This is a genomic window from Picosynechococcus sp. NKBG15041c (genome assembly GCF_055380235.1).
The window spans coordinates 90,111-103,840 of record NZ_AP040363.1 but is presented as its reverse complement, the minus strand read 5'-3'; the positions used below and the strand labels follow the sequence as shown (position 1 = coordinate 103,840).

12 protein-coding genes are annotated in these 13,730 nt (G+C 47.5%); 4 read left to right on the top strand and 8 right to left on the bottom strand.

All coding sequences use genetic code 11. The features are described from left to right. Positions 1-58 precede the first annotated feature (58 nt). The 7 genes from ACZ45B_RS00460 to speD all read right to left on the bottom strand — a co-directional run bounded on the left by ACZ45B_RS00460 (position 59) and on the right by speD (position 6,530). The gene (locus ACZ45B_RS00460) at positions 59-1,237 is read right to left on the bottom strand and encodes an ABC transporter permease (protein ID WP_024545470.1); all 1,179 of its coding nucleotides are present in this window, start codon (positions 1,235-1,237) and stop codon (positions 59-61) included. Between the two features lie 102 nt (positions 1,238-1,339). Continuing rightward, positions 1,340-2,656, bottom strand: a complete 1,317-nt coding sequence (gene urtA, locus ACZ45B_RS00455) for an urea ABC transporter substrate-binding protein (RefSeq protein WP_024545471.1) — start codon at positions 2,654-2,656, stop codon at positions 1,340-1,342. Positions 2,657-2,899: 243 nt separating this feature from the next. Further along, complete coding sequence (locus ACZ45B_RS00450; RefSeq protein ID WP_051352912.1) at positions 2,900-3,514, bottom strand: hypothetical protein; 615 nt, start codon at positions 3,512-3,514, stop codon at positions 2,900-2,902. A gap of 102 nt (positions 3,515-3,616) precedes the next feature. Continuing rightward, positions 3,617-3,994 carry a hypothetical protein gene (locus ACZ45B_RS00445; protein ID WP_024545473.1) on the bottom strand — a complete coding sequence of 126 codons (378 nt, stop codon included), beginning with the start codon at positions 3,992-3,994 and terminating at the stop codon, positions 3,617-3,619. Further along, entirely contained in the window at positions 3,984-5,246 is a 1,263-nt protein-coding gene (locus ACZ45B_RS00440) for a bifunctional folylpolyglutamate synthase/dihydrofolate synthase (protein ID WP_024545474.1), read from the bottom strand. Before ACZ45B_RS00440 ends, ACZ45B_RS00445 begins: the two co-directional genes overlap by 11 nt. A gap of 366 nt (positions 5,247-5,612) precedes the next feature. Continuing rightward, complete coding sequence (locus ACZ45B_RS00435) at positions 5,613-5,843, bottom strand: hypothetical protein (RefSeq protein ID WP_024545475.1); 231 nt, start codon at positions 5,841-5,843, stop codon at positions 5,613-5,615. Between the two features lie 306 nt (positions 5,844-6,149). Beyond that, positions 6,150-6,530 (bottom strand): adenosylmethionine decarboxylase, encoded by a 381-nt coding sequence (gene speD / locus ACZ45B_RS00430; protein ID WP_024545476.1) that lies wholly within the window; start codon positions 6,528-6,530, stop codon positions 6,150-6,152. A gap of 263 nt (positions 6,531-6,793) precedes the next feature. Between speD and clpB the strand changes: the two genes are divergently transcribed. The 4 genes from clpB to ACZ45B_RS00410 all read left to right on the top strand — a co-directional run bounded on the left by clpB (position 6,794) and on the right by ACZ45B_RS00410 (position 11,486). Beyond that, positions 6,794-9,802 (top strand): ATP-dependent chaperone ClpB, encoded by a 3,009-nt coding sequence (gene clpB, locus ACZ45B_RS00425; protein WP_024545477.1) that lies wholly within the window; start codon positions 6,794-6,796, stop codon positions 9,800-9,802. A gap of 216 nt (positions 9,803-10,018) precedes the next feature. Next, entirely contained in the window at positions 10,019-10,630 is a 612-nt protein-coding gene (locus ACZ45B_RS00420; protein ID WP_024545478.1) for a hypothetical protein, read from the top strand. Then, the gene (locus ACZ45B_RS00415) at positions 10,623-11,018 is read left to right on the top strand and encodes a hypothetical protein (protein WP_148293414.1); all 396 of its coding nucleotides are present in this window, start codon (positions 10,623-10,625) and stop codon (positions 11,016-11,018) included. The genes ACZ45B_RS00420 and ACZ45B_RS00415 overlap by 8 nt, the downstream gene beginning before the upstream one ends. Before the next feature lie 3 nt (positions 11,019-11,021). Continuing rightward, entirely contained in the window at positions 11,022-11,486 is a 465-nt protein-coding gene (locus ACZ45B_RS00410) for an HNH endonuclease signature motif containing protein (protein ID WP_024545480.1), read from the top strand. A 65-nt stretch (positions 11,487-11,551) separates the two neighbouring features. On the opposite strand, the gene ACZ45B_RS00405 is transcribed toward ACZ45B_RS00410, so the two are convergent. Beyond that, complete coding sequence (locus ACZ45B_RS00405; protein WP_024545481.1) at positions 11,552-13,621, bottom strand: M3 family metallopeptidase; 2,070 nt, start codon at positions 13,619-13,621, stop codon at positions 11,552-11,554. Between the last annotated feature and the right edge of the window lie 109 nt (positions 13,622-13,730).

The window sequence follows — 13,730 nt, the reverse complement described above, 5'->3', positions numbered from 1 at the left end:
TATGGGGCAAGAAAAAGTGCACTTACTAGGTGGTGGCTCTCTCAATGACCGATCGAAATCACAGCTCTGCCGTTCTTCCTTTGGGCGGAAAAAGTCCCGCCGGACGGAATTGAAGAAAGGTAATAATCAACGCAAAGGCCATTACTTTCGCCATACTGGTGGTTGCAAAAAAACTGGCGATCTCGGTGAAAAAGTCAGGGGCTTGCATTTTTGTAAATAGGGTCACAAAAGTGCCTGAACCGATCAGATAGTTGATGATCCCTAAGCCCATGGCGGCGAGAATTGTCCCCAACAGATTCCCAACACCACCGACCACCACCACCATGAAGGCATCGACAATGTAGTTTTGGCCGGTATTCGGCCCCACGGAACCCAGCAGGGCGATCGCCACCCCTGCGATCCCCGCCAAACCAGACCCGAGGGCAAAGGTAAGGGCATCGACTTTCGCGGTGGGAATACCAAGACAGGCACTCATTTGACGGTTCTGGGTCACGGCACGGATGCGTAAACCCCAATTAGATTTATTTAAAAACCAATACATCCCCGCCAAACAAATCAGGGTAAGGACGATGATAAAAATTCGACTGTAAGGCAGTTGGGCTGTCCCAAAGGAAATACCACCCTGGAGCCATTTGGGGGCAGTCACATCCACATTTCGAGCACTGAACCAAGGCCGGGTCAAAGTGGTATTTGCTGTCTGGTTGATCCCAAAAAGCACCCCAAAGCCGAGGAATAACCCGGCAGGAATTGCCCATTGCTGGAAGCCATGGCGGATTTTTTCGTGATCAAACGATTTCCAACTCAGCACCTTTAAGACAAGCCAGCGGATCACATCTTTGAGCAAGAAGGCCGTTAACCCAGCGGCGATCGCCCAATTTACACTGCGGACAAACTGTTGCAGAATCAGGCTCACCCCCCAGGTCGCCAGCAGAGTTTCTAGGGGACGGCCATAGAGGTAACGAATCACCCCCCGCTCCAGGCCAAAGCCCACCGCTGCCGTCACCAAGAAAGCAATGGGGAGGGCAAAAAGAATATAGAGATTAAACCAAGGTTCTCCAAAACTCCGGAAGACATTCTGTACGACAAATGTTGTGTAAGCACCCAACATCATCAGTTCCCCATGGGCGAGGTTGATCACCCCCATTAACCCAAAGGCGATCGCCAACCCCAGCGCTGAAAGAAGTAGCACCGAGCCAATACTCAGGCCATTAAAAATACCAATTAAAAGTTCTGTCACTGACCCACATTCCCCGCAATACGCATAAAAAAATTCCAGGGAAACATCGAGCAATTGCAAAAAAAAATTTGGCAACTATCCCGAAGTTTCCCCTAAAAACCTTTAGATTTGGTATTGTTCACCCTTGGTGGGATCACTCCAGTCACAACCCAAACCCTTAGTGGACTCAACAAACTGGTTCCAAGGCTGGGGATCAATGGGGCCGTCGGTGGCCCAAACAATATCAAACAGGCCATCTTCCCGCACCTGACCAATACGCACCGTCTTCGATAGGTGGTGATTGACATTCATGGTAACGGGGCCTTCGGGGGCCGCAAACTCTTGACCGATGGCTGCATTACGTACTGCTTCAAGGTCATAGGCATCAGCCGCACCGCCAGCGATCGCCGCTTCCACGGCCTGCTTCCACAGATAGACCATGATGTAGGCCGCCTCCATGGGGTCATTGGTCACCCGGTCATCACCATACTCTGCCTTAAAGTCTGTCACCCACTTTTCATTTTCTGGGGTTTCCACTGTTTGGAAATAATTCCAAGACGCATAGTGGCCGACGAGATACTCAGCCCCGATTTGCCGTACTTCTTCTTCGGCGATCGACACAGACATTACCGGATATTTATCAGGAGTCAGGCCCGCATCCCTAATTTGCTTGAAGAAAGCAACATTACTATCACCATTGAGACTATTGAAAATCACGCCACCATCGGGGAGTGCAGCTTGGATTTTAGAAATAATCGGTGTCACTTCGGTATTACCAAGGGGGAGATAGTCTTCTCCGACAGTAGTGCCACCCTTTGCTTCCAACTGTGCCTTGATAATCGTGTTTGCAGTCCTGGGGAACACATAATCAGAGCCGACGAGGAAAAACTCAGTCCCTTTATTTTCTAGGAGCCAATCAACAGCCGGTTCAATCTGTTGGTTTGGGGCTGCCCCTGTGTAGAAAATATTCTTAGAACATTCCTGGCCTTCATATTGGAGTGGATAGAACAGAATGTGGTCTTTTGCTTCAAAAACATCCTTGACAGCTTTGCGGCTGGCAGATGTCCAACAACCGAAGACAACGGCAACACCATCTTGATCGATGAGTTTTTCCGCTTTTTCTTTAAACACATCCCAGTCAGAGGCGCCATCTTCAACGATCGCCTCGATTAGTTTGCCATTGATGCCACCAGCCGCGTTAATTTCTTTGATGGCGAGCTGTTCTGCTTCGACAACGGTGGTTTCACTGATCGCCATTGTGCCACTGAGGGAGTGGAGAATACCCACTTTGATGGTGTCACCGCTAGGGGTAGAAGTTGTCCCACTGCTACTATCAGGATTCGTTGTATCTGTAGCTTGGCCGCAGGCTTTGAGGAGAATACTGGAACCGAGGGCAGCAGAGCTGTAGAGGATAAATTTACGTCTTCCGAGATTACTCATGGTTAAATGTAATTTTCTCAAGGGGCTTTAGGGTAGTGTGTGAGAAGAGAAAAGCCGGAGAGTTTAAGTGATGTTTAAGCCTTGCAGTGTAAAAGTCCAGCCCCCGAAAAAAAGTGACACCCGATACAAAGTGCTGAGGGTCTGAGCCCAAAAGTTCTTCCGCCGGGGAAAATTAACATAACTTCATGCAAAATTATGGCTTGTGGTCTTTCCGCCAGGGTCATTGTGCTGATTTTCTGGGGATTAAAGTACACAGCCACATTGGGCGGATTTCGCGTAGTTTTTGAGTGGGGGAGGAATGTGGCGATCGCCCTCTTGAATAATCCTTTCAACCTCTCGCGGTGCGAAATGATACCAATGTCCGAGGCCATGCAGGGCCGACTCTTTGCAGGCGAGATTCCCCAGGGACAGACAAAATGTCATCACCTCCAAACAAAGGGACTGGATGGCAAAGCGACAATTTTCGTCAGAATGCCAAACGGGGAGGATGTCCCACCACATGTAGCAGGCACTATTGAGGGGGGTTGTCGGTTGCTCATCGCGATGCCCGAGGACCGGGGCACAGTGGATGTTGAAAAGATCGCGAAAGAGAATTTTGATTGCGCCTAAATAGTCTTGCCAGATCGATAGATCTGGATAATGTTCTGGCTGAACATTGAGTACATCATGGCTCAAAAACCAAAAAATTTTGTTCAGTTCTTCAGGGCTTATTTCGTTGAGAAGACCATTGGCCTCGGCGAAAAATTGGGCTGTATAGCGATAGGTTTGTGGGGCGTCGATCGCCCAAATGAGAGAGTTGTCACTGCTTGTGTCGGTGTTATAGGTGAGGAGATCAAGCTTCCAGTCTGCGTAGGTCATTACTGTTTCCATCAGCTCTTGTCAAATTAAGACGTCGGCGATCGCCCCCGGGTTTTGTCTTTTCAACTCAGCATAATCTCGCATCACGGCAACTGGGCCGAATTATGGCAACTGGTCAAAAATTGCTTTGATTAACCGCTGGGTCTTAGTTTCAAGCCGTTGCCAATCCACAGCACCGGCGTCTTCAAAGAGGCTTTGATCGATTTCCACTTCACAACTATTGCCCACAATGGCTGTGGTGGGATATTCACAGAAACAAATTTGGTAGCACAGATCCCAGATATTGATGCTGGTTTCCAGTCCCTCTTTTTTGAGGTGTAACAGATAACCTGGATAGGGCGTCTGGATATCTTCGTACTCGCCACTCCAGGCAGAATCTTCTAGTTGGGCGCGAAAGTTGTCCACCACCCGAATAAAGGCTGGTTGTAACAAGGCTTCGGCTTGGTTCCAGGCTCGTCTGGTTTTGAATTTAGGCTGCATAGCTAAGAAATTCTCCCAAAAGATATAGAGAGCCGCATAGCACCACAGTTTCCTTGTTGACAATGGCCTGATCAAGGGCTGCGGACAAAGTAGCGTGGGTTTGACAGTTTTCCAATGTGGGACAACTCAACTGGGCTAACATGGCAAGTTCGCCTGGATCGGCGCTGCTATGGCCGCCCACGGGAACTAAATGGAGGCGATCGCCTTTCCGCAACAACGCTTTAAAGACATTTTGATGATCCTTGGTGGTGAGCATCCCCATCACCCAAGTCACAGGTTGTGGCAGGGTATCGACATATTCCCGGAGCGCTACCGCTGCCACACCGTTATGGGCCCCATCGATGAGAATGTCGTGAGTTTTCCAGCGTCGCCACTCAATCCGTCCCGCCCATTGGGTTTGAGCGATTCCATCGCGCAATGCTGCATCGGTAATCTGCCAGCCTTGTTTTCGTAGCGTGTAGATGGTTTCGATGGCGATCGCCGAATTGTGGAGCTGAATATCCCCTAGAAGCGGCAAATGATACTCAAAATCACCATATTTCGCTAACCTCCCCCTCTGCCCTCCCCCTGAAGGGGAGTGAACTGCCTGGGCTGGTTGGATCCAAGTGCTGGGACAATTTAGCGCCGCAATTTTTTCCTGAATCACCTGCGCGGCGAGTTCTGGCACGACCCCAATCACTGCCGGACAATCTTGTTTGAGAATTCCCGCTTTTTCTGCCGCAATTTTATCGAGGCTATTCCCCAGCCGCTGCCAATGATCCATCCCAATGGAAGTGATGACCGAAACCAAGGGGCGATCGTAAACATTGGTTGAATCCAGTCTGCCCCCCAAGCCCACTTCAATCACTGCGATATCAACATTTTCCTGGGCGAAATACAAAAACCCAACTGCTGTAATGACTTCAAACTGGGTGGGTGTTTCCTGTGCCGGATCGATGGCAGCCTCAACTTGCTGCAGAATTTTGAAGAGGCGATCGGCGGCGATGGGTTGGTTATTGAGACAAATCCGCTCTGTCCAATCCACCAGATGGGGAGAGGTAAACCGGCCGACTCGATAGCCCGCTGCGGTGAGAATGCTCGATAAATAAGCGCAGACTGAACCTTTGCCATTGGTCCCGGCAACGTGGATGATCGGGACTTGCCGTTCTGGATGATGGAGATGGGCAAGGAGATTGTGAATGCGGTCTAAGCCGAGGTTAATGCCAAAATGTTCAAAGATGGCGAGGCGATCAGTAATGGCCGTCTGGCTCATGGTGAATGTGAGAATTTAAGACAATCTTTCCAGACTATAGTCGATTTGCAGGTAAAAAATACTGAGATTATTAATTTTTTTGGGCTGATTTTCCGGCATTCAAACTATCGATGCACTTTCGGATTTGGCTCTTAGGATATTGCTTGAAAAAAGCTTTTATTGTGGGCGATCGCCCGTTTATCGACAAAGCAATATCCCCAAGAATTCTATAGATGCGACAGCTCTAGCCAACTTTTTTCCCAGGTATTGTCCATGTCCTTTACTAGCGCCCATGCGACTTGCCACTTAAATCTAGCATTGGAGATCTTCACACTTTCCCCAGAGGAACATCGAGGAGATCAAATAAAATGCGCGGCCATGCTCAGCCTAATCGTTCCATTCTCCTTTGGGGGGGACTGGTGGATTGCGGCGGAGACGTCGCGTCAACTCATCATCCCGCACCCGCTCGCCCCGGAGCCATTGTTTGACCGCCGTTTCAATCACTTTACTCGGATCATTGGTGAGATGTTTGATCTGCTCAAGGACATCTGGATCAATGTGGATGGAAATTTGGGTTTTTTCGCTGCGTTGCGGGATATCGGTCGGATTATTTTCCATAGAAATGGCAGTCAATGGGTGAGCTACATTCTATCAAAGGGCGCCATATATCGCCGTACTAAAATCCTAGGGGAATTTAACCAACGTTGGGCCAGGGAGAATACTTTTAATCTTCTCGGGGCTGTGTCCTGGGGCGATCGCCTCAGATAAACCCTGTTACCCAAAAGTCAATTTCGAGTACCAGCAACGGCCCAAACAAGAATCCCTTCCTGCGAATCATCAGAGGAAGGGAAGCGTTCGAGTTATTCAGTTACTGAGGAAGTCTTAAATATATTGCTAACTTCAAGGGTTGAGAAACTGATAGATTTAGGCGATCGCCGCCATGGGAGGAACAAGCATTTCCTTAGGGAAGCCGCGGTCAAACTCGGTCATTTTACATTCCGTCGCCTGTAACGCTTTCTGAAGGAATTTCATGGCTTCGACGGGTTTACCGCGACCACAGAAAAATAAATCAGCTGCAAAATACCCATATTCGGGCCAAGTGTGAATCGCAATGTGAGACTCGGCAAGGGTTGCGGTGGCAGTTACACCGTGGGGACTAAACTGGTGGACACAGAGGTCAATTAGAGTAGCTTCTCCGGCAGCGATCGCTTCGATCATAGCCTGACGGATACCTTCGGGATCATCAAGCAGGTTCGCAGGGGAACCCCAACCATCCACCACAAGGTGAGTACCCAATTTTTTCATTCTTGTTATCCTTACACTCCAAGTAAAGGGGTAAACTTCCTATTGATACCACAAGGAAGATAACAGTTTCAATGATTTTTCTTGGAAAATAAATCCGTATTTTTACCTAATTTTTACCTGAATTTAGGATTTTGCTAATTTTCCCAAGGGGGCTTCGGGTGAGGAATGACCCCAAGATCTCCTGTGGGCAGCCCCTTGGGACGGCGGTGGGGGTGTTAAACTGAGCTGAAGAAAACTGTTCATGCCAACCCCGAAAATTACTGATGCAGCCCACTGATTCCAGCAAATTTACCGAGCAAGCTTGGGATGCGATCGTCAAGTCACAGGAGATCGCCCGTCGTTACAGACACCAAAATCTTGAGGTAGAGCACTTACTGTTGTCTTTGTTGGAACAGGATCAGGGGCTGGCCCAAATTATTTTGACCCAGGCGGGTATCGACTCACTGCGGCTTCAGCAACAGCTTGAACGCTTTACGCAACAGCAACCGAAGTTGATGCGGGGTGACCAACTCTATCTCGGCCCCCAACTGGATGTAATGCTTGACCGGGCGGAAGCCTGCCGGGTCAGTTGGCAGGATGATTTTATCTCTGTGGAACATCTGCTGGTGGGCTTTGCAGAAGATGACCGTATCGGGCGGCGATCGCTCAAAAGTTTTAACCTCGATCCCCAAGATTTTGAACTAAAAATCAAAGCGGTCAAGGGGAGCCAGAGGGTCACCACGCAAAATCAAGAGGAAGGGGAAGATGGCAGCAGTAGCAGTGCCTATGGCAGTGCCCTGGGTAGATATGGCCGGGACCTGACGGAGCAAGCAAAAGACGGCAAACTCGATCCAGTCATCGGGCGGGATGATGAAATTCGCCGAGTGATCCAGGTGCTGTCTCGCCGTTCGAAAAATAATCCAGTCCTCATTGGGGAGCCGGGGGTCGGTAAAACGGCGATCGCCGAGGGCTTGGCCCAGCGAATTGTTAATGGAGATGTACCTGAATCGTTAAAAAACCGCCAACTCATGTCTTTGGATATGGGCTCCCTGATCGCCGGGGCAAAATATCGGGGCGAATTTGAAGCGCGGCTACGGTCGGTGCTTAAAGAAGTGACCCAATCCGACGGCCAAATTATTCTGTTCATTGATGAAGTCCACACCGTCGTGGGGGCCGGTTCCACCAATGGCTCCATGGATGCGGGGAATCTGCTCAAGCCGATGCTGGCCCGGGGCGAACTGCGCTGCATTGGGGCGACCACCCTTGATGAGTTTCGCAAACATATTGAAAAAGATCCGGCCCTGGAGCGACGTTTCCAACAGGTTTTGGTGAAACAACCCACCGTTGAGGATACTGTTTCAATCCTGCGGGGTCTAAAAGAGCGCTATGAACTGCACCACGGCGTCAATATTACCGATTCGGCTCTGGTTGCGGCGGCCACCCTCTCGAACCGCTACATTACCGACCGCTTTCTCCCGGATAAGGCGATCGACTTGGTGGATGAAGCCGCTGCCAAGCTCAAGATGGAGATTACCTCTAAGCCTGTGGAACTAGAGGCGATCGATCGCCGTTTGATGCAACTACAAATGGAACAACTTTCCCTGAAGGGAGAAGAACAACTGGGGGCCAATTCCCCAGCTTACCTCGCATCCAAAGAACGCCTTGATCGCATTGATGAGGAAATCAAAAATCTCGAAGTCCAACAAAAAGACCTCTCTTCCCAGTGGCTTGCGGAGAAGAATCTGATTGATGAGATTAATGGTCTTAAGGAAGAAGAAGAACAATTGCGCCTCCAGGTAGAACAGGCAGAGCGAGCCTATGACCTCAACAAAGCGGCCCAATTAAAATATGGCCGCCTCGAAGGATTACAAGCAGAACTGAGCCAAAAAGAAGCCAAGCTTTTGGAAATTCAAGCGGCTGGGGATGCGATGCTCCGGGAACAGGTCACCGAGGCAGACATTGCGGAAATTGTTGCCCGTTGGACTGGCATTCCCGTGAACCGTCTGATGGAATCGGAGCGCCAAAAGCTGTTGCAACTTGAAGGGCATCTCCACCAGCGAGTTATTGGCCAACAGGAAGCGGTGGAAGCGGTTTCTGCGGCAATCCGTCGCGCCCGGGCTGGGATGAAGGATCCCAGTCGTCCGATTGGTTCATTTATGTTTATGGGGCCAACGGGGGTCGGCAAAACAGAATTAGCACGGGCTTTAGCGGCACTACTCTTTGACAGTGAAGAAGCGATGGTGCGTATTGATATGTCTGAGTACATGGAAAAACATGCCGTGTCGCGACTCATTGGTGCGCCTCCAGGCTATGTGGGTTACGAAGAAGGAGGTCAACTGTCGGAGGCGGTGCGGCGGCGCCCTTATTCGGTGGTGCTTCTAGATGAAGTGGAAAAAGCCCATAAGGATGTGTTTAACATCCTGTTACAGGTGCTAGATGATGGCCGGATCACTGATTCTCAAGGACGGGTCGTGGATTTTCGCAATACGATCATCGTAATGACGAGCAACATTGGCAGTGAGTTTATCCTGAGTTTGTCAGGGGATGATGCGAACTATGACCAAATGCGCGATCAGGTGACAGGATCTCTACGGAAAAATTTCCGGCCAGAATTTTTGAACCGCATTGACGAGCTGATTATTTTCCATACCCTCAAACGGGACGAGTTAAAGGAAATTGTGAAGTTGCAAATTAAGCGCATTGAGAAGTTACTCGCAGATCAGAAAATTGTGCTTCAACTTACGGATCAGGCTTTAGATCATGTGGTAGAAGCGGGTTATGACCCAACCTTTGGGGCCAGACCGCTCAAGCGGGCGATTCAGCGGGAGCTAGAAAACCCGATCGCCAACCGCATTCTAGAAACGGACTTCATAGAAGGCGATCGCATTGTGGTTGATTGTGCCGATGGGCAATTGATCTTCGATCGACAACGCCCCGAACGGGAAGAACCCCTGACGATTGCAGAGGTGGCGATCTTACCAGAACCGGAAGAGCAACCCACAGAACCCGAAGAGCCATCCATAACAACAGAAGCAGAAATTCTTCCTGTCGTCGCACCGGATGAAGTTTTGGTCGCAGAAGTTGAACTCGATGAACCTGATGATGATTGGGGCGAAGATGAGGCGACGATGGCTATTTCTTTTGATGCTGAACAACCCGATGATCAATGGTTAGGTATAGATGAGCCGGAGCAAACAGCTAATGGCTTAGAATCCCCGACCAGAGCAACAAATCCTCCAGCCTATGTTGGCGCGGATTCTGATTCAGAAGAAAATTGGTTAGATTCAATTTAAATTACGTGGCTTTAAGTAAAATACAACTAAGGACTTCTAGAAAATCTAGGAGTCTTTTTAATGTCAGTTGATTTCAACAATCTTCAAAAAATAAACGAAATTCAAAAAAAAATTATAAATATTCAACAATTTTAAAACTATTATTGTCGCGACCAATTTTTGTTATGATTTTTCCAGGAAAGCAATACTTAAGTGCAAAAGTAAAAGACATTTGACATGTTAAGCAAAAGTGAAATACAAACAGTTTTGAAAGACAAATATAAGATCAATAAGGCAATTACCAATGCCCTGCAACGAACAGAGTGCCAAGAACTTCTAGATACCCTAGAAGAAGGAAAATCTGTCTTCCTTCAGAAATTAATACAGTCTTTTGCAGAAACAAATTCTACATTAGGTAAGAATAACCGCATTTTAGGACAGCAACGCAGTAGACTTGAAAAGAAATACAAAAAAATAGAGCAGGAATGCCAAGAACTACAGGGAAAAATCAGTGACCTAGAGACACGAAAAAATAAACTGAAAAGTATCGAAACTAATTTATCAGAAGATAATCGAAAAATCGAGCAAGAAATAGATGAATTAAAAGCTCAAAAGCAAGAACTACAAAAACGTTTACATACAGCACAAAAAGAAAAGCAAGAAATATCATCAAAAAATAAGCAATTGATTGATGTAAATGGTGTTTTGAAGCGAGAAAATAGAGATCTAAAAAATATCAATGATGCTTTGAGATTAAAATTTGCACAAGAAATGGCAAGGTTAATGAACCTTGAGAATAGTGAAATCCGAAAAGGTTTATTAAAGATAGTGAATTTAATAAGTGGATAATATGCCAAAAACAACATCAAAAAAATTATATAAAGGAATGTCCTATCGAAAGCTTCAACGATGGAATAAAGAGCATCGTTCGCTTTTAGAAAAAAAATATCAAATTTGGTTAAAACAAAATAGCTATCAAAACATTGGTTGGGATAGGGTTATTAAACTCCATGAAAAGATCCTTGACCTTAAAAGAGAAACTGAAATCCACAATATGTCGTTAGAAGAATTATTTTTAGAGTCTGATCGAATAGGAGAAAAATATCAGACTTCCCAGGAAAAAAAAGATTTTCAAGAAAGATTTCAACATATTATAGAAAGCATTAGTATTGTTGCAGAAAAAATCTTTCCCGATGATGAAGTAGAGTTTGTTGATTTTGGTGATTTATCAAAGTAATTTATGGACAAAAATAATTTTCTTGACCAAAGCCTCGAAGAAATTTTGAATTTAGCCAAAAAGATTGGTAGTAAACATTATCATCGTTTAACGAGCGAAGATTTTGAAGAATACTGTAAATATAATCATTGGCGATATATTGGTGGTGATGGAGAGTTAGGAGTCACACAAGAAAGTAAAAAATGGGTACAAGAAAATTCGACCTTTGGTTGTCCAATTTGCGAAGAAAAATATCATTATTATAATGGCCGAAATATCGATCATAAATTGCCACGTTCTAAATATCCTTGGCTTTCTATGGATTTTCGAAATCTTTGGGTGATTTGTTCTAGGTGCAATCGAGAAAAGCTCGATATGGATTGGTTTGAATATGAATTATATATCCTCAAAAATCGTTCCAGCTTATATTCAAATATCGCTTTTTATCGTCCTAGAGTTTTATTGGAAGAATTGAAATGCAAAGCTTAAAAATAAAGAATGGGCCTTGCAATTAATAATACAAAGGCCCATAATTAAACTCTTAACAGTTGAAATTAAGCGGTCTGAAGTAAACCGCTATGGCGGAGTAAAGGTTCGGTTTGGGGTTCGCGTCCACGGAACTTTTTAAACACTTCCATTGGGTGCAAACTGCCGCCTAAACCAAGAACTGTTTCGCGGAATTTTTTACCGACAGAGGCGATCGCCACCGGATCTTCTAGACCCACTTCCTCAAAAGCTGCAAATGCATCGGCACTGAGCACTTCCGCCCACTTGTAGCTGTAATAGCCCGCCGCATAGCCCCCAGCGAAGATATGACCAAAGGCACAGAGGAAAGAATCTTCGGGTAACGGCTTCATGACTGTGGTGGTTTCTGCCAGGCGATCGCGCACCTGTTCAGGGGTTTCATCACTAGCCGGATCATATTTCGCGTGCAGTTCAATATCTAGCAAACTAAAGTGCAACTGCCGCAGCATTGCCGAGCCACTCATGTAAGTGCGTGCCGCTAGGAGTTTTTGGTAATAGTGCTCTGGGAGTGTTTCGCCTGTTTCGTAATGCTTGGCCATACCGAACAACGTTTCTCGGTGATAGCACCAATTTTCCATAAACTGGCTAGGCAGCTCCACCGCATCCCACTCCACATTATTGATCCCAGCGGCCCCAGGGTAATCCACATGGGTCAGCATATGTTGCAGCCCGTGACCAAATTCATGGAAGAGCGTTTCTACTTCCCCAAAGGTCATCAGACTAGGCTTGCCATCAACGGGCGGTGTCTGATTGCAGATGAGATAAGCCACAGGCAATCGGGTCACCGTATGGCCATCGGCCACTAATTTCGCCCGACCGACACAATCATTCATCCAAGCGCCACCACGTTTTTCTGCCGGACGACTGTAGGGATCGAGGTAGAAACTCGCGATTTGCGTCCCAGATTCGTCATTAATCTGGAAATAGCGCACATCCTCTTGCCATACAGGTGCTCGTCCGTCCGCCGCAACAATTTGCACCGAGAAAAGACGCTGGGCTAGACCAAATAAACCGTCTAGCACTCGCTCCAGGGAGAAATAAGGGCGTAATTCTTCCGCTTTGAAGCCAAATTTGGCTTCTTTTTGTTTCTCTGACCAGTAGGCGATATCCCAATGTTTGAGTTCTGCTTGTCCCGAAAAGGTTTTCAGTTCAGCCAATTCCTGTTGGGCCGCATCGAAGCTGACCTGGCGCAACTCTTCCATCAAATTTTCTACCGCCGCCACATCGGGGGCCATCTTCCGGGCGAGGCTCAGTTCAGCATAATTCGCAAACCCTAAAATCTCTGCTTTTTGCTTGCGCAAGGTGAGAATACGATCGATATTGCTATGGTTATCAAATTCCCCAGAGGAGGCCTTAGAAATTGCGGCTTTGTAAACCTTTTCCCGCAGGTCTCGATTGTCAGCATATTGCAAAAAGGGCAGATAGCTTGGGTAATCGAGGGTAATCACCCAGGGGCCGCTTTCGGGGGTGGCCTCATCTTCCCCTTCACTGCGGGCGGTTTGGGCCGCAAGGCTCAGGGCGCTATCAGGTAAGCCAGCAACATCGGCTTTATCCGTCAGTTTGAGCTTGAAAGCCTTGGTTGCATCAAGGACATTATTAGAAAATTTTGTTGAGAGATCTGCGAGTTCTAATTGGATGGCATTGAATTTTTCTTTGATTTCTCCGTCAAGGCTCACCCCGGCCAGCTCCGCTTCCTGGAGAGCGGCTTCAACGATGCGCTGCTGGGCTGGCTCAAGGGTTTGCCATTGATCACTTTCGCGAATCGCTTTGTAACCTTCGTAGATGGGGCGACTCTGGCTCCACCGGTTAATGAATTGGACTACGGCGGGCTGCATTTTTTCGTAGGCGGCACGGAGTTCGGGGCTATTTTTCACACTCATTAAATGCCCGATCGCCCCCCAAGTCCACATCAGTTTTTCTTCGAGGCGAGTGAGGGGTTCAACAAAGGCTTCCCAAGTGGGCTGGAGGTTAGCTTCGAGACTGCTGACTTGCTGTTCGAGGGTGTCAAGGAGAGTGGTGACGGCGGGTTCGATTTGTTCCGGCCTAATATCTGCAAAAGGGGGTAAACCTTGGCCGATGAGGAGGGGATTTTGGGTCATAGGGATTGAGTTTTCTAAATATTTACGCTATTTCCCATTATGGCAGTAAGTTTTTGCAGGAAGCAGTGGGGATATCTGGGGGCGGTTCGCTTGGAGTAGGGTCGGATTG

Coding starts and splice junctions, on each gene's coding strand:
- urtA (WP_024545471.1), bottom strand. CDS start 2,656: ATGAGTAATCTCGGAAGACGTAAATTTATCCTCTACAGCTCTGCTGCC.
- ACZ45B_RS00435 (WP_024545475.1), bottom strand. CDS start 5,843: ATGGAAAATAATCCGACCGATATCCCGCAACGCAGCGAAAAAACCCAA.
- ACZ45B_RS00450 (WP_051352912.1), bottom strand. CDS start 3,514: ATGACCTACGCAGACTGGAAGCTTGATCTCCTCACCTATAACACCGAC.
- ACZ45B_RS00410 (WP_024545480.1), top strand. CDS start 11,022: ATGGACAAAAATAATTTTCTTGACCAAAGCCTCGAAGAAATTTTGAAT.
- clpB (WP_024545477.1), top strand. CDS start 6,794: ATGCAGCCCACTGATTCCAGCAAATTTACCGAGCAAGCTTGGGATGCG.
- ACZ45B_RS00405 (WP_024545481.1), bottom strand. CDS start 13,621: ATGACCCAAAATCCCCTCCTCATCGGCCAAGGTTTACCCCCTTTTGCA.
- speD (WP_024545476.1), bottom strand. CDS start 6,530: ATGAAAAAATTGGGTACTCACCTTGTGGTGGATGGTTGGGGTTCCCCT.
- ACZ45B_RS00440 (WP_024545474.1), bottom strand. CDS start 5,246: ATGAGCCAGACGGCCATTACTGATCGCCTCGCCATCTTTGAACATTTT.
- ACZ45B_RS00445 (WP_024545473.1), bottom strand. CDS start 3,994: ATGCAGCCTAAATTCAAAACCAGACGAGCCTGGAACCAAGCCGAAGCC.
- ACZ45B_RS00420 (WP_024545478.1), top strand. CDS start 10,019: ATGTTAAGCAAAAGTGAAATACAAACAGTTTTGAAAGACAAATATAAG.